Here is a 14,172-nt window from a genome sequence, read left to right on the forward strand (position 1 = left end):
AGATATTAGGATTGATTATATCGGATGGCTGCCTTAAATGACCATGAAGATATAATAATTTATTAAATTGGCTTTTGGATGTGATAGTTTTATGATGCCCGCTTACGGGCGTTTCGAGAGCAGTACCGTTTTCTTGTTATCGTGGAAAATGAGCTCCATGTCCAGCCGTTCCGCGGCCGTTTCGAAGCTTCTTGGTGTGAAAAAAACAAGGTGTGTCGGATCGCGTCGGTACCACCAGTTCTGATAGAACGCCTCGCTGCTCTGGTGGAACTGCGTCATCAGCGCCAGGGTGCCGCCCGGCACCAGGCGCGCTTTGAGCTCTGCCAGGGTCTGCATCGGGTCGGCGATGTGCTCGATCACCTCGGTCGCGGTGATCAGGTCGAAACGCGCCTCCGGCGCCGGGGCTTCCGGCGCGAAAAATTTATCGTAGATCGTCACCTCGAAGCCGCGGCGGCGCAGCAGTTCGGCCAGTACCGGTGTCGGGCCGGAGCCGAAATCGAGCACGTTTTCAACACGATGGCCGGTGTGCGCAAGGGTGGCATCGATGAACTGCTCGAACATCGCGACATACCCCTCGTTCTCGAGCGAGTTGTGATGCTCGTTGTACTTTTTCAGCTCCTGTTCCGCGGAAGGGTGGGCCGCTTCCTCTTTGAAGATCAGTTCGCAGCGGGGGCAGTGGTACGTGAGGCAGCCCAGCTGCCGGTCGCGGAAGGAAGGGGAGGGGGTCTGGCAGAGGGGACACGCTCTCATTGTCCTTCGATCTGCTCCGCTTTTTCCTCGATGGTGAGAAGCGCGTCGACTTTCGTTTCGTAGTCGGCTTCGAGGGCTTCGAGCTCCTTGGCCAGGACCGAGATCCCCTTCTCGGCGTAGCACTTCGGGTCGGCGAGACAGGCATTGAGCTCTTCCATCTTCGCCTCCAGCGCTTCGATCTCGCCGGGCAGTGACTCGAGGGCCATCTTCTCTTTGTAGGTGAGGCGCAGCGGCTTATCCTTCTTCGGTTTCTCCTGCACGGCCGGTTTGGCGGTTGCTGTTTCGGCATCGCGCTCCATCGCCTCCATTTCGCGGAACTCTTTCTCCTGCTCGAGGTACTCGCTGTAGAGCTGGTAGCGCTCCTCGACATCGCCGTCGCCTTTGAAGACGAAGAGCTTCTTGGCGATCTTGTCGACGAAGTAGCGGTCGTGGCTGACGAGGATGACGGCACCCGGGAAGGATTGCAGCTTCTCTTCGAGGATGTTGATGGTCGGGATGTCGAGGTCGTTGGTTGGTTCGTCGAGGATGAGGCAGTCGACCTGCTTCGTAAAGAGCAGGGCGAGGGCCACGCGGTTCTTCTCGCCGCCGCTGAGGATACCGATCTTCTTGTCGAGGAATTCGCGCGGGAAGAGGAAGTTCTTGAGGTAGCCGTAGACGTGCATGTTCCTGCCCTGGACCTCAACCCGGTCGCCGCCGTGGGGGCAGAAGGTCTCTATGAGGTTCTTGTCGTCATCGAGCATCTCGCGGTGCTGGTCGAAGTAGCCGATGGAGAACTCCCCCTGCTTGATCTTGCCCGCCGTCGGCTTGAGGCGTCCCAGCAGCGCTTTGAGCAGGGTCGACTTTCCGCTGCCGTTGGGGCCGACGACGGCGATGACGTCTTTTTGAAGGATGCGCGTCGAGAAGTCTTTGATGAGCATTTTGCTGCCCAGGGTGATGTCGAGGTGTTCGATCTCGAAGAGCATCTTCTGTTTGTTGATGCTCTTGTCGCGGTTGAAGTGCTTCGCTTCGCGGTCGAGTTCGACTTTCATCTTGCGGATCTGCGCCGGGTTCGTCTTTGCCTGCTCGCGCAGGTTCATCAGCCGCTCCTTGCGCCCCTCGTTGCGCTTGAGGCGGGCACGCACGCCGCGCGAATACCACTCGTTCTCGGAGCGCAGCAGGCGCAGGAGGTTGTCGTGCTGCTTCTGCATCGTGCGCAGCAGCTCCTCCTTTTGCGTCAGGTAGCTGCTGTAGCCCCCTTTGAACTCCCGCAATGAGGCATCTTCCACCTCGACGGTCTTCGTCGCGATCTGGTCGATGAAGTAGCGGTCGTGCGAGATGAAGACGAGGGTGAACTTCTCTTTGAGGATAAGCTCTTCGAGGAACTCGACCATGTAGACGTCGAGGTGGTTGGTCGGTTCGTCGAGCAGCAGGACGTCGGGCTTCTGCAGCAGCAGGGATGCCAGCGCGACCCGGCGCTGTTCGCCCCCGCTGAGCAGGTTGACGTTCTTGGTCTCGTACATCTTGAGCTGGAAGTGCTGCAGGACCCGCTCGATCTTGTCGTCGAGGTTCCAGGCGCTGTGGTGGTCGAGGTAGGCGGAGAGCTCCGTGTGCTCCTTGATGAGCTGCGGGTCGTCGAACTTCTCGGCCATCTGCGCCGAAAGGACGTCGAAACGCGCCAGCGCCTGCTTGAGTTCGACGAGGCCGTGTTCGATCGCCTCGCGCACGCTGTGCCCCTGCTCGAAATGCGGCACCTGGGCGAGCATCCTGACCTGCAGGTTCTGGCGGATGATGCGCTCGCCCTCGTCGTACTCCAGCGTGCCGCCGACGATCTTCATCAGCGTCGATTTGCCGCTTCCGTTCTTGCCGACGATAACGACGCGCTCCCCTTCGTCGACATGGAAATCGACGTTCTCGAGGATTTTTTGCGCTTCGTAGTTTTTGGAGATGCCGTGCAGATCGATGAGGGCCATAATGCTCTTTTTTTCTTCGTATTTTACTATAACGGGTTGAAAGTCAGGTGTCGGGGGATAATGCTTTCGCGTATGGTGACATGAAAGTGGATAGGGCTTGAAGGGAAATGCCCTTATTCGGTGCCGGTACGCCGCCTGATGCGGGCGTTACCGGAAAGCCTAGAGGCACTGGTCGACAACGTTCTCCTGTGTCTGGTAGAGGAAGATCTCGACGCGGCGGTTTTGCGCCATATTGGCTTCGCTGTTGTTGGGGACGAGCGGTTTGTCGAAGGAGCAGCCGCGGGCATAGACGGCGTTGGAGAGCCCCTGGTTGACCATCGCCGTGGCGACGGTGCGTGCACGGCGCTCGGAGAGCTGCAGGTTGTAGTCATAGGAACCGCGCGGGTCGGTATGGCCGACGACCTGGACGATGGAGCTGGGGTATTTTTTCAGCGCCGTCGTCAGCTGGTCGATCTTCGTGAGTGCCATCGGCGTCGGGTTGTCAGAGTTTGTCGGGAACATCATAGCGCTCTTGAAGGTAACTTTGACAAATTTCTCATGCTGGGTGACAATGATATTTTCCGCACCGACGTCACTCTGGCTGACGGTGGTGTTGAGGGACTTGGCGACGTCTTTGGCCTGCTGGTCCATCGCATAGCCGATCCCCCCGCCGGCGGCGGCGCCGACCGCGGCACCGATGAGCGCGCCCTGGCCTTTGTTCTTGCCGCCGAGAAGCAGGCCGCCGACCGCGCCGACCGCCGCGCCGATCAGTGCTCCTTTTTTCGTCTTGTCGTATTCATCCGTCTGCGTGCCGTCTGCATTGGGCTGGGTGCTGGCACAGCCGCCGATCAGTACAGCAGCGAGGACGAGTGAAAGTGATTTGGTTTGAAAGGTCATGATTGATACTCCTAAACTAGATGGCTTATTGTATCAAGAAATTGTCTCTATTTCGTGATATTAGCCGACGGGCGTTTCTGTCTGCAGGTAGTCGCCGTGCACCCACCCCTCGCGGCAGATACGGACCTTCTGCCATACGCCGTTGCGTTCAACCAGTTCGACCCGGGTCCCTTTCTCGATCGGATCACCCGCGAGCGGGGCGCTTCCCGAGGGCTGGGACCGGACGTTGAGGAGGCTGGCGGTGACCGTCGCGTTTGCCGCTCCGGCCTCCTTCTCCTCCGCCGTTTCCGCGTCGGCATGGCGCCCCGTCAGGATCCTGTCGCGCAGACGCTCCAGCGGGAAGGCCGGGCCGGGGTCGATCTTACGGCCGGGGGCGATCTCCTCGTGGCCGAGGATCGTCTGGATACCGTAGCTGCTTTTGAGCACCCGGCACACCTCGAAACAGGCTTCGATCTGTTCGGCCGTATAGGTGTGCCAGTAGGAGGGCGACGTCTGGTTCCGGTGAATGGCCTGGATGACCTCCGCCTCTTCGTATCGTCTGCCGAACCAGGCGAGGTAGCCCCCGCCGGAGGGGGTGAGTTCCCCGGCGTTGACGAGCTCGATGCCGATGGCATAGCGGTTGAGGCTGCTGCGCTCCTGCCAGCGGCTCGTCCCTGCATGCCAGGCGATACGGTCGAAACCGACCATCTGGACAACACTGCCGTCCCGGTCGATGATGAGGTGGGCCGAGGCTTCGACGTCGGGGTTTTTAAAGGTATTGACGGCGGAGGCGAGGGTGGGGCCGGCGGTAAAGTGGATGACGACGGTATCGGGCAGACCCGCCTCGTAAGGGCCGCTGTCTTTGTTTTCGCAGGGATCAAAAACGACTTCCCGGCCGAACAGGTCGCCGGCCAGCTGGTGGGTATCGATACGCAGTGCCATCGTCACTCCTTTTTAAATCACATAAACCCATTATTATTCATGGTTTATTAATAAAGGATAAACCCGCGTGCAGCGGATTCGACGGCAGGATGCTGTTGTGAGGCTAAAAGTCCAGGGTTTGGAAGGTCAGAGATCGCAGAGCATGCGGCGGACGATGAACCATTTGGCAATGGCCTGGTCGGTGTACTGATACTCCTGCTGGGCAGGGGGGATGGAGATGTTCCGGATCTTGGCACGGAGGATGCCGAACGCGACGAAGCCGAACAGCAGCGCCGCAATGGCGTAGAACCAGTCATAATAGAACCAGGCCGCCACGGCGAGGAGGTAGGTGCCGTAGGAGAAAAGCCACCCCAGCAGGAGTACCGCGGCGCGGCAGAAGGGTTTGATCGGTTCGGGCGTCGGTTCGAGCAGCGGGATATCGGTTTTCATGGCATGATTATAGCAATTTGGGCAGGGAAGATAAACTGACGAAAAAATAAATAAAAAAATAGACTTAAATCGTCAGATTAATCTGGAAACCGGTTGGCGGCGTCATGAAGAATAAGTATGATTTTGACAAATAAAAATTAAAAGGATAGATTATGAGTGAGCCGACACTGCAGAGCATTGGCGATTACAATGGCCTCAAAGGTGAGAAAAAATGGGTGGTCCGGGGGGTACTGCTTACGGGTCTGCTGCTGGGGGCGCTCTATGTCATCGTGTCGAACAGCTATATCGGGGATGTGCATGACCGGCTGCCGGTCAGTGACGGCATTACCGCCGTTCCCTTCAACCGCTGAACTTCTTTGCCCTTCGCTGACCCGTTTTAGGGTCGCGATGCTACAATTACCGACATACTCTCATAAGGTTTCTTCATGGTGACAGCACTGATGGTTATGATCAGCCTCTATTTTATCGTCAAGCTCTATATCAGCGTGATGCAGGTCGGTTTCATCAACCGCGCCAAGCGGATGGCCCCGGTGATGATGGGGAGCGCGGATTATCTTAAAGCCGGCAATTACGCCGTGGCCAAAGAGAAGCTGCAGATGACGGGGATGCTGATCGAATATATCCTGTTCCTTGTCTGGCTCGACGGCGGTATCCGCTGGCTCGAGAGCGTGACGGGTGGGATAGACGAACCGATGAAGAGCATCAGTATGGTGCTGGCATTTCTGCTGATCAATACGCTGGTGGAGCTGCCGCTGTCGCTCTATGAGAAATTCGTGCTCGATGCGAAATTCGGGTTCAACCGTACGTCAGTCGGTCTCTACATCAAAGATACGCTGATTACGATGACACTGGTCGCACTGCTGGGCGGTGCGGTCATCTGGGGGGTGACGGCGATCATCGCGTCGGCGGCGCTGTGGTGGTTCTGGACCTTCCTTTTCCTCTTTGCCGTCGTCGTCGCACTCAATATGCTCTTCCCGACGCTTCGGGCGCTCTTTTTCGACAAGCTGACGCCCCTGGAGGATGCAACACTGGCGGGCGAGATCGATACGCTGATGCAGAAGACCGGCTTTGTCAGCAGCGGGGTCTTCGTCAGCGACGCCAGCAAACGGGACACCCGGCTCAACGCCTATTTCGGCGGGCTGGGCAAGAGCAAGCGTGTCGTCCTCTATGATACGCTGCTCGAAAAGCTCGAAGACCGCGAACTCCTGGCCGTTCTCGGACATGAACTGGGGCACTTCGCCCACGGCGACCTCTACAAGAACATCGGGATCGTCGGGGGAGTCCTCTTTTTCATGCTCGCACTCTTCGGGAATCTGCCCGAGTCGCTCTTTATGCATCTTGGGGTCGGCAACACACCGGCAGTAACGGTTATCCTGTTCCTGCTTTTCATGCCGCTGGTCAGTTTCTTCATCATGCCGCTCATGGGACTCATCAGCCGCCACAACGAGTACGAGGCGGATCGCAGCGGGGGTGAACTCGTCGGCAAGCTCTACCTGGCCAACGCCCTGCGCAAACTGGTGACGGAGAACCGCTCCTTCCCCCTTTCGCACCCGCTCTATATCTTTTTCTACTACACCCATCCGCCGGTGATCGAACGCCTGCGGGCCCTCGGATTCGAGGAGCGGGGAAGCGGAAAGGGCGCGATGCGCTCGGAGTGCGACGCCGACAGCGTCGAGCGTGAGCTTGATGACGAAGGGGTACGCTCCTGATGGGTGAACATGTCCGTCCGCTGCGCGAATGCCTCGATATCATCGCCGCCGAAATCGCCGTGAGCGCGGAGCGCCCGCGGCGGGAGGCGGAACGGATGCTGATGGAGTATCTGGAGCGTGACGGCCTCTGGCTGATCACCCACCAGGACGAACCGCTCTCCTGCGACGAGCGGCTCTGGGAGTGGGTGGCACGGCGCAAAGCGCATGAGCCGCTGGAATATATCTTCAACCGTGTCAGTTTCTATTCGCAGCTCTTCTATATCGCACCGGGGGCCCTGATCCCGCGCCCGGAGACGGAACTCCTGATCGACCGTGTCCTCGAAGCGGTGGATCACGACGGAAATTTCACGCTCTGTGAGGTCGGGGTCGGCAGCGGTGCGGTCAGCGTGACCCTAGCGCTCCACCTGGAGAAGGCGACGATGATCGGCGTCGATATCAGCGAGGATGCCCTGGGGGTTGCGGGAAAGAACATCGCGGATTTCGGGCTCGAAGCGCGGATCGACCTGCGGCAGAGCGACCTGCTTGCGAACGTTCCGGAAACGATCGACGTCCTCGTTTCCAATCCCCCCTACGTCGCCGCCGATGCGGCACTCGAACGCAATCTCGATTATGAACCCGACCTGGCCCTTTTCGGCGGCGTAACGGGGATGGACATCATCGTCCGCCTGATCGACGCGGTCGCCGAGAGGCAGATCCCGCTCTTTTGCTGCGAAATGGGTTACGACCAGCGCGAGGCCGTCTCGGCCATCGTCCCGGAGGGGTATGGGGTTAAATTCTACAAGGACCTTGCGGGGCTTGACCGCGGGTTTGTCATGACACGAAAGGATGATAGATGAATACAAAACAGTTAAGCGTCACGCTTTACCTGCTCGCAGTCGCAGCAACGCTCGGTGCGGTGTTGATCCTGGGCATCGTGGTCGCCCCGGTGATCTTCCACTCGGCGGCGGTCCTGCCGAACGATCTGCTGAGCCGCTATGAAGAGGGGATGCTGATGGGGGAGATCTTCCGTCGTTTCAGTTACTGGGCCTACGTGATGGCCGTCATTATGCTCGTCTTCGAAGGAAACGAGTACCGCCGCCAGCGCCGTGACAAGTGGGCCATCATGAGCGCGCTGCTCGGGGTGGCGACCCTGCTGATGTTCGCCGCGGTCTATGTGCCGATGATCCTTGCCATGCAGGCAGAGGGGGCCGATGCCACAGCCAGCGAAGCCTTCGCATCCCTGCACAGCGCCAGCGAATTCGATTTCAAACTGCTGGCGGTCGCACTCATCGTGCTGTTCGTCCGCCGCATGCAGCTGATGTTTCTGCCCGCTGCCGGGCGCTAATTTAAGAGGATACCGCCCCGTTAGGAGCGGTTGATGCTGTAACGCCCCGGCCCGGAGAAGAAGAGGGCCAGTGCGGCAAAAAGATAGAGCAGGGCCATTTCGCTGACCGGACCGCCTGTTTTGGTGAGCTGCAGCGGGAAGAGACCGCCGAGAAGGGCCACGGCCACCATCATATTGACGGCCATCAGCGCCGCGCCGATCCGCGCATAGAATCCCAGAATGATCATCACCGGGGCGACCACTTCGCCGACAAAGACGCCGTATCCGAGCCAGCCGGGCAGTCCGTGCGCCTGCATCATCCCCTGGATGTGGGAGATGCCGTGCAGCAGTTTGTGGACACCGTGGAACAGCATCAGAATGCCGACAGAGAGGCGCAGCAGCAATCGGGCAAGATCATCGTTTCTTAACATAGAGTCTCCTTAGCGTCCGCCGAACTTCTGCTCCCACCACTCCTGGGGGGTGAGGCAGGTCTCTTTGAGGTAGGGCTCGTCCAGGCGGTATTCGTAATGTTTGACAAATTCGAGCAGCGTTTTGTAGGCGTCGTTGATCCGTGCGCTCATGGCGTTGGCCGTGTCCGGGTCGTCGGCGTGCTTGTCAGGGTGCCAGCGGTGCATCATGTTCTTATAGCGTGTTTTGATTTCGGACAGGGTCGCTTTGTCGTGAAGGCCAAGCAGGGTCTTGGCCTTCAGAACGCTCTCATAAGGGGGCATTGGGAAGGGCGTCAGTCTTTCTGCTGGCGCATATAGGTCGGTACGTCGAGGTAATCGTCACTCAGGTCACCGCCGACGACCATTCTCGGGCGTGTCACGGTACGGCCGGCAGCAGGGGCCTCCTGTGCCGGTGTTTCATAAGTGTCGTTATTGACGGAAGGCGCTTTTTTCGCCGTCTCTTCATGGTCGAAGCCGGTGGCAACGAGGGTGATTTTGATGTAGTCGATCGCCAGGGTCGCATCCGTCGTGGTTCCGAAGATGACATCGGCATTCTCGTCCGCGCTCTCCTCGACGACACCCATCGCTTCGCCGATGGCGACCATCGGAAAGTCGGGGTGCATCGTAAAGTGGACGAGGACGCCCATGGCGCCGTTGATGCTCATGTTATCAAGCAGCGGTGACTCGATCGCCGCACGGATCGCTTCATAGGCGGCGTTATCACCCTGATACTCCCCGACACCCATCAGGGCCATACCATGGTGGCACATGACGGTTTTGAGGTCGGCGAAGTCGAGGTTGATGTCGTTGTCACCGGAGGAGAGGATGACCCCGGACGTCCCGCTGACGGCCTGCGCGAGAATGCTGTCGACGATCTTGAAGGACTCCTTGAGGCCCAGGTTCTTGTCGATGATGGAGAGGAGCTTGTCATTGGGGATGACGACGATGGAATCGCTCTCTTTTTTCAGTTCGGCCAGCCCCTGCTCGGCGAGCTTGAGACGTTTGCGCCCCTCGAACGCGAATGGTTTGGTGACGACGGAGATCGTCAGGGCACCGATATCGCGTGCGATCTGGGCAATGACCGGAGCCGCACCCGTTCCGGTGCCCCCGCCGAGACCGGCAGCGATAAAGACGATGTCGGCCCCCTCGATGGCAGCGCGGATATCGTCATAATTCTCGATAGCGGAATCTTTGCCGACGCTCGGCTTCATCCCGGCGCCGAGCCCCTTCGTCAGACGGCTTCCCATCTGGATTTTGACCGGTGCAAAAGAGGTTTGAAGCACCTGGGCATCCGTATTGGCGACGACCATCTCGATGCCCTCAACCCCCTCGTTGATCATATGACCGATCATATTGCCGCCGCCGCCGCCGACGCCGATGGCAACGATGCGCGCACCGTTGTTGGCCGTCGTCTCTTCGATTTTGAACATATTGTCAGATCCCATCTGTCACTCCCCTGTTAAAATAACTGTGTAATCCAGTTCCAAAACTTGCTGCCGATGCCGGCCGCTTTTTCCGCACCCTTCTTCGTATCGAAGGATTTGATCCTGATCGTACCGGCTTCCTCGGAGGGGGGCAGCGGAATCTCTTCCTCTGCCGGCTCCTGAACGGAAGGTTCGGTCAGATCCGGTTTCTCCAGCGGCTCCTCGCTGCGGTAGCGCACCTGCCGGTTGACGTCGATTTCGTAAGGCGCGTAGCCTCCCGCCGCGTATTTGACAAGACCGACCGCCGTGGCGGTTGCCGGGTCTTTGAGGGCTTCAAAGAGTCCGTCGACATTGCTCGGCTTGGCCAGGCGTACCGGGACGTTGTCAAAGATCGCGACGGCAAGGTCGCGGAGACCGTCGAGCTTGGTAAAGCCGCCGGTGAGAACAACCCCGGCCCCCAGCTGATCCTTGAGGTTGCTTTTGTCAATGGACTGGGCGAGGATCATCAGTGTCTCTTCGACCCGGGCGTAGATGACGTTGTGCACGACCCCCAGGGAGACTTCATGGGTGGACTCCTCGTCCCCGATAATGGGGAGCTCGATCAGGTCGTCGCTCGGGGAGCTCAGCGAGCCGAATTTAATCTTTACATTTTCGGCGACGTTGAGGGGCGTATGCAGCGCCATGGAGAGGTCGCTGGTAATGTGGTGCGAACCTACTCCCAGAAAATCGTTGTAGCGGATGGCGGTACCTGAATGGATCACGGTGTCGCAGGTATGGCCACCCATGTCGATGACGGCTGCGCCGAGCTCTTTCTCATCCTCGTTGAGCACGGCGATGGCGGAGGCATAGCCGCTGAGGACGACGGTATCGACTTCGACCCCTGCGCCGCGAACGGCTTTTTTGAGGTTGTTCAGGTTGGACTTCTGCGTCGTGATGATGTGCGTTTCGACCTCGAGGCGCGACGCATTCATCCCCAGCGGGTCCTCGATGAAATCCTGGTCGTCGACGATGAAGTTGTACGGCAGCGTATGCAGTACCTCGTACTCGTTGGGAATGTTGGCGTTGTAGAGCGACGTGTGCATGACACGACTGATCTCTTTGAAGGTGATCTCGCGGTTGGGGATATTGACGATCCCGCTGGAGTTCAGGCTCTTGGTGTAGGCGCCTGAAATGGAGACGATGGCCCGTTTGATTTCGGTACCGGCGACGCGTCTTGCATCTGCCAGGGCGGCCTTGATCGCTTTGGAAGCGAGCTCGATATTGGTGATGGAGCCCTTTTTGATCCCCTGGGAGCGGACGATACCGGCCCCCGAGATCTGGATCGCCCCGTCAGGGGAGATGTCCGCGATGATGGCGCAGATCTTGCTGGAGCCGATATCGATCGCGAGGACGCTTTTTTTCACTGCCCGAATCCTTTGAGGAAGATCTGTGTTTCATACCGCTCGGCAAGGTCGGCGATCAGGGACTGGCTGAGGAGGGTCTCTTTGACCTGGGCAACGGCCTCGGTCTCATTGGGCGCGCTTGCAGGGTCGATCTTCTGGTCGACGATGCGGTAGAGCACGATTTTGCCAGAAGAGAGCTGCGCCATGTTTTCGGCTTTGCCTGAACGGAAGAGGCTGGCGAGCAGTGCCTGTGTCTCCTGTTCGTTCAGTCCTTCGACACCGGCTGTCGCATCACGTTTGAGGTAGCCTTCCGTCGTCGTGCCGCGGAAAGACGTGAGCGAGGACTGTGCCAGTTCCATCAGTTTCTGGCCGCGCATCTGGCTGGTGTAGGCAGCAAGGAGGTCTGCTTTGGCTGCTTCGAAGCTTTTCGGCATCGGCGCGATGGTCTCGAGGCGCTTGATGACCACGTAGGCCCCGTGCTCTTTTTTCGGTTTGAGGTAGGGACTGGCCGCATCGGCGGTTGCGATGGCCTGCATCGTCTCGGCGCTGAAGCTGCCGTCGCCTTCGCGGACGGTCGTCTCGACGATCTTGGCGCCCTCGTCGAGTTTCTCTTTTTTGAAGGCGATGTAGGTTTTCAGGGCCTCTTTGTTGGTCGCTTTGTCGTTGACGGCGGCGGTGACGGCGCTCTTGGCGTTTTCAAAGGCCATGATCTTGCCGTCCGGTCCTACGAAGTCGTATTTGTGTGCGTCGTAGTATGCCTGCAGCTCTTCGTCGCCGGCACCGGCATCAACCGCTTCCTGGGTGATGTAGGCGATCTTGAATGCCTGCGGTGTCATGTAGTCGTTTTTGTGGCTCTCCCAGAACGCTTTGAGTGCTGCGTCGGAGGTGTCAATGTTGACCATGGCACCGTCAAGCACTTTGTACTCGAACTTGTCGGCAATGCCGAGGGCGGTTTCGAACGCCGTCTTTTCGACACTGTTCGCCGTGGCAGGGAAAAGAGCAAAAAGCTTCTGGATCAGCAGCGCGCGGCGGATATCCGCTTCGTAGTCGACCGGGGTCAAACGGTTCTGTTTGAGCACTTTCTGGTAGAGCTCTTTGCTGAAGACACCGTTCTCAGTGAAGGCCTGCTGGGACTGCAGTACTGAGGCCACCTCTTTGTCGGTCGCTTCGAGGTTATAGCTGTTAGCCAGGTTGACGAGCAGGGCCTGGTTGACGAGCTGTTGTAACGCCTGTTTGTCCAGGCCGAGTTTTTTAGCTTGCTCTTCGTCGAACTGGCCCTGGAAGATCTGGCTGTAGCGGTTGAAAAGCTGTGCGTAGGTCTTCTGGAGTTCCCGGCTGGTGATGCTGACGTCACCGACTTTGGCCACGGCCCCCGATTTGTCGCCGTAGCTGTACTGTCCCCATCCGACAAATCCGGCCCCGATAAACGCGATCGTTGAGATCCAGATCGTTATGACGAGGTATTTTCGGTGTCGTTGCATCCATGTAATCATCTGTGTCGTTTGCCTTCTTGCGTCGTAGTTGTCAATTTTATAAGTTTAAAGCTTAAGAATTGCCTTAAACTCCCTGTTTTCCGCACGTTTTTTCACTGTGAGTTCAATATTTTTCGATAAGATTTTCAAAATTCTACCGTAGGAAGGGTACAAGATGAACAACCGCGAAATTTCCGAGAGGGACCTGCGCCATATCTGGCATCCGTGTACGCAGATGAAAGATCACGAATTTCTGCCGCTCACGCCGATCAAAAAGGGGAACGGTGTCTATCTCGAGGATTTCGACGGCAACTGCTATATCGACGCGGTGAGCAGCTGGTGGGTCAACCTTTTCGGCCATGCGAACCCGATCATCTCCTCGGCGGTCAAAACCCAGGCCGAAACGTTAGAGCACGTTATTTTGGCCGGCTTCACCCACGAGCCGGTTGTTCGTCTTTCCGAACGCCTGGCGGCGCTGACACCGGAGGGGCTAACGCGCTGTTTTTACGCGGACAACGGCTCGAGCGCCATTGAAGTTGCCCTGAAAATGGCCTATCACTATTATAAGAATATCGGAAAAGAGCGGCCGCTTTTCATCTCGCTGACGAACAGTTACCACGGCGAGACGATCGGGGCCCTTTCCGTCGGGGACGTGTCGCTCTACAAAGAGACCTACGGACCGCTCCTGCTGCACACGATCCAGACACCGGTACCGGCCGATCAGAGCGAGGAGGCCGCGTTAGCTGCCGCGGTGGAGTTGGAAGCCCTGCTCAAGGCCCGCGGGGAGGAGGTCGCAGCCCTCATCGTCGAGCCGCTGATCCAGGGGGCGGGGAACATGCATATGTACCATCCGCGCTACCTGAAAGAGGCGCGAAAACTGTGCGATGACTATGACATTATGTTGATCGCCGATGAAATTATGACGGGATTCGGACGAACCGGAACGATGTTTGCCTGCGAACAGGCGGGAATTACCCCGGATCTGATGACCCTTTCCAAGGGGTTGACCGGTGGTTATCTGCCGCTTTCTGTTACGATGACCACGGAAAAAGTATACGAGGCGTTCTACTGCGACTACAACCTCTATAAAGCATTTTTGCATTCGCACAGCTATACGGGCAATGCGCTTGCCTGCGCCGCGGCCAATGCCACGCTCGATATCTTTGAACTCGACAATGTCATCGAAGCCAACCGCAAACTCTCTGCGATGATGGCGGAGGGACTCAAACGTTTTGAAAGCCTGCCGAACGTCAAGTCGGTGCGGCAGACGGGGATGGTCGCCGCGGTGGAACTGCAGGGGTACGCTCCCGAGGAGCGTATCGGGTTGAAGGTCTTTGATTTCGCACTGACCAGAGGGGTGCTGCTGCGCCCCCTGGGGCCGGTCGTCTACTTCATGCCGCCCTACATTATTACTGAAGAGGAGCTCACCTACGTGATGGATACGGCCTACGAGGCAATTACGTCACTGTTGTAGTATTGAAATAAAAGTGCAGAATATCTGCGTGCGA

General features: G+C 58.1%; 15 protein-coding genes. 5 read left to right on the forward strand and 10 right to left on the reverse strand.

Annotation, left to right across the window (positions count from 1 at the left end; translation table 11 throughout):
- Positions 1 to 102: 102 nt before the first annotated feature.
- From WCX18_RS04475 to WCX18_RS04495, 5 genes are all read right to left on the reverse strand, one after another.
- The gene (locus WCX18_RS04475) at positions 103 to 750 is read right to left on the reverse strand and encodes a class I SAM-dependent methyltransferase (RefSeq protein WP_345990048.1); all 648 of its coding nucleotides are present in this window, start codon (positions 748 to 750) and stop codon (positions 103 to 105) included.
- Positions 747 to 2,699: a ribosomal protection-like ABC-F family protein gene (gene abc-f, locus WCX18_RS04480; protein WP_345990050.1), complete on the reverse strand. Its 1,953-nt coding sequence runs from the start codon at positions 2,697 to 2,699 to the stop codon at positions 747 to 749. The genes WCX18_RS04475 and abc-f overlap by 4 nt, the downstream gene beginning before the upstream one ends.
- Before the next feature lie 159 nt (positions 2,700 to 2,858).
- Positions 2,859 to 3,575 carry an OmpA family protein gene (locus tag WCX18_RS04485; protein WP_345990053.1) on the reverse strand — a complete coding sequence of 239 codons (717 nt, stop codon included), beginning with the start codon at positions 3,573 to 3,575 and terminating at the stop codon, positions 2,859 to 2,861.
- A 60-nt stretch (positions 3,576 to 3,635) separates the two neighbouring features.
- A complete protein-coding gene (locus tag WCX18_RS04490; protein WP_345990055.1) occupies positions 3,636 to 4,496 on the reverse strand; it encodes an N-acetylmuramoyl-L-alanine amidase in 861 nt (286 codons plus the stop codon).
- 126 nt (positions 4,497 to 4,622) lie between these two features.
- Positions 4,623 to 4,925 carry a hypothetical protein gene (locus WCX18_RS04495; RefSeq protein WP_345990057.1) on the reverse strand — a complete coding sequence of 101 codons (303 nt, stop codon included), beginning with the start codon at positions 4,923 to 4,925 and terminating at the stop codon, positions 4,623 to 4,625.
- A 152-nt stretch (positions 4,926 to 5,077) separates the two neighbouring features.
- Here WCX18_RS04495 and WCX18_RS04500 point away from each other — a divergent pair, with 152 nt between their 5' ends.
- From WCX18_RS04500 to WCX18_RS04515, 4 genes are all read left to right on the forward strand, one after another.
- Positions 5,078 to 5,275 (forward strand): hypothetical protein, encoded by a 198-nt coding sequence (locus WCX18_RS04500; protein WP_345990059.1) that lies wholly within the window; start codon positions 5,078 to 5,080, stop codon positions 5,273 to 5,275.
- A gap of 75 nt (positions 5,276 to 5,350) precedes the next feature.
- The gene (locus WCX18_RS04505) at positions 5,351 to 6,634 is read left to right on the forward strand and encodes a M48 family metallopeptidase (protein ID WP_345990061.1); all 1,284 of its coding nucleotides are present in this window, start codon (positions 5,351 to 5,353) and stop codon (positions 6,632 to 6,634) included.
- Positions 6,634 to 7,470, forward strand: coding sequence for a peptide chain release factor N(5)-glutamine methyltransferase (gene prmC, locus WCX18_RS04510; RefSeq protein ID WP_345990063.1), 837 nt, complete (start codon positions 6,634 to 6,636; stop codon positions 7,468 to 7,470). Before WCX18_RS04505 ends, prmC begins: the two co-directional genes overlap by 1 nt.
- On the forward strand, positions 7,467 to 7,958 hold the full coding sequence (locus WCX18_RS04515; RefSeq protein WP_345986414.1) for a DUF4149 domain-containing protein: 492 nt from the start codon (positions 7,467 to 7,469) through the stop codon (positions 7,956 to 7,958). The genes prmC and WCX18_RS04515 overlap by 4 nt, the downstream gene beginning before the upstream one ends.
- Before the next feature lie 20 nt (positions 7,959 to 7,978).
- Here the strand turns inward: WCX18_RS04515 and WCX18_RS04520 are convergent, their stop codons facing one another.
- The 5 genes from WCX18_RS04520 to WCX18_RS04540 are packed head-to-tail and all read right to left on the reverse strand — an operon-like array spanning position 7,979 to position 12,685.
- Positions 7,979 to 8,368 (reverse strand): DoxX family protein, encoded by a 390-nt coding sequence (locus WCX18_RS04520; protein ID WP_345990065.1) that lies wholly within the window; start codon positions 8,366 to 8,368, stop codon positions 7,979 to 7,981.
- 9 nt (positions 8,369 to 8,377) lie between these two features.
- Positions 8,378 to 8,668 carry a J domain-containing protein gene (locus tag WCX18_RS04525; protein WP_345986416.1) on the reverse strand — a complete coding sequence of 97 codons (291 nt, stop codon included), beginning with the start codon at positions 8,666 to 8,668 and terminating at the stop codon, positions 8,378 to 8,380.
- Positions 8,669 to 8,679: 11 nt separating this feature from the next.
- Positions 8,680 to 9,831, reverse strand: coding sequence for a cell division protein FtsZ (gene ftsZ / locus WCX18_RS04530; protein ID WP_345990068.1), 1,152 nt, complete (start codon positions 9,829 to 9,831; stop codon positions 8,680 to 8,682).
- A gap of 14 nt (positions 9,832 to 9,845) precedes the next feature.
- Positions 9,846 to 11,213 carry a cell division protein FtsA gene (gene ftsA, locus WCX18_RS04535; protein ID WP_345990070.1) on the reverse strand — a complete coding sequence of 456 codons (1,368 nt, stop codon included), beginning with the start codon at positions 11,211 to 11,213 and terminating at the stop codon, positions 9,846 to 9,848.
- Positions 11,210 to 12,685 (reverse strand): peptidylprolyl isomerase, encoded by a 1,476-nt coding sequence (locus WCX18_RS04540; protein ID WP_345990073.1) that lies wholly within the window; start codon positions 12,683 to 12,685, stop codon positions 11,210 to 11,212. Before WCX18_RS04540 ends, ftsA begins: the two co-directional genes overlap by 4 nt.
- A gap of 154 nt (positions 12,686 to 12,839) precedes the next feature.
- Here WCX18_RS04540 and WCX18_RS04545 point away from each other — a divergent pair, with 154 nt between their 5' ends.
- Positions 12,840 to 14,138: an adenosylmethionine--8-amino-7-oxononanoate transaminase gene (locus WCX18_RS04545; protein ID WP_345990075.1), complete on the forward strand. Its 1,299-nt coding sequence runs from the start codon at positions 12,840 to 12,842 to the stop codon at positions 14,136 to 14,138.
- Positions 14,139 to 14,172: the final 34 nt, after the last annotated feature.

Source organism: Sulfurimonas sp. HSL1-2 (assembly GCF_039645565.1).
GTDB classification, from domain to species: Bacteria; Campylobacterota; Campylobacteria; order Campylobacterales; family Sulfurimonadaceae; genus Thiomicrolovo; species Thiomicrolovo zhangzhouensis.

Coding starts and splice junctions, on each gene's coding strand:
- WCX18_RS04475 (WP_345990048.1), bottom strand. CDS start 750: ATGAGAGCGTGTCCCCTCTGCCAGACCCCCTCCCCTTCCTTCCGCGAC.
- abc-f (WP_345990050.1), bottom strand. CDS start 2,699: ATGGCCCTCATCGATCTGCACGGCATCTCCAAAAACTACGAAGCGCAA.
- WCX18_RS04485 (WP_345990053.1), bottom strand. CDS start 3,575: ATGACCTTTCAAACCAAATCACTTTCACTCGTCCTCGCTGCTGTACTG.
- WCX18_RS04490 (WP_345990055.1), bottom strand. CDS start 4,496: ATGGCACTGCGTATCGATACCCACCAGCTGGCCGGCGACCTGTTCGGC.
- WCX18_RS04495 (WP_345990057.1), bottom strand. CDS start 4,925: ATGAAAACCGATATCCCGCTGCTCGAACCGACGCCCGAACCGATCAAA.
- WCX18_RS04500 (WP_345990059.1), top strand. CDS start 5,078: ATGAGTGAGCCGACACTGCAGAGCATTGGCGATTACAATGGCCTCAAA.
- WCX18_RS04505 (WP_345990061.1), top strand. CDS start 5,351: ATGGTGACAGCACTGATGGTTATGATCAGCCTCTATTTTATCGTCAAG.
- prmC (WP_345990063.1), top strand. CDS start 6,634: ATGGGTGAACATGTCCGTCCGCTGCGCGAATGCCTCGATATCATCGCC.
- WCX18_RS04515 (WP_345986414.1), top strand. CDS start 7,467: ATGAATACAAAACAGTTAAGCGTCACGCTTTACCTGCTCGCAGTCGCA.
- WCX18_RS04520 (WP_345990065.1), bottom strand. CDS start 8,368: ATGTTAAGAAACGATGATCTTGCCCGATTGCTGCTGCGCCTCTCTGTC.
- WCX18_RS04525 (WP_345986416.1), bottom strand. CDS start 8,668: ATGCCCCCTTATGAGAGCGTTCTGAAGGCCAAGACCCTGCTTGGCCTT.
- ftsZ (WP_345990068.1), bottom strand. CDS start 9,831: ATGGGATCTGACAATATGTTCAAAATCGAAGAGACGACGGCCAACAAC.
- WCX18_RS04540 (WP_345990073.1), bottom strand. CDS start 12,685: ATGATTACATGGATGCAACGACACCGAAAATACCTCGTCATAACGATC.
- WCX18_RS04545 (WP_345990075.1), top strand. CDS start 12,840: ATGAACAACCGCGAAATTTCCGAGAGGGACCTGCGCCATATCTGGCAT.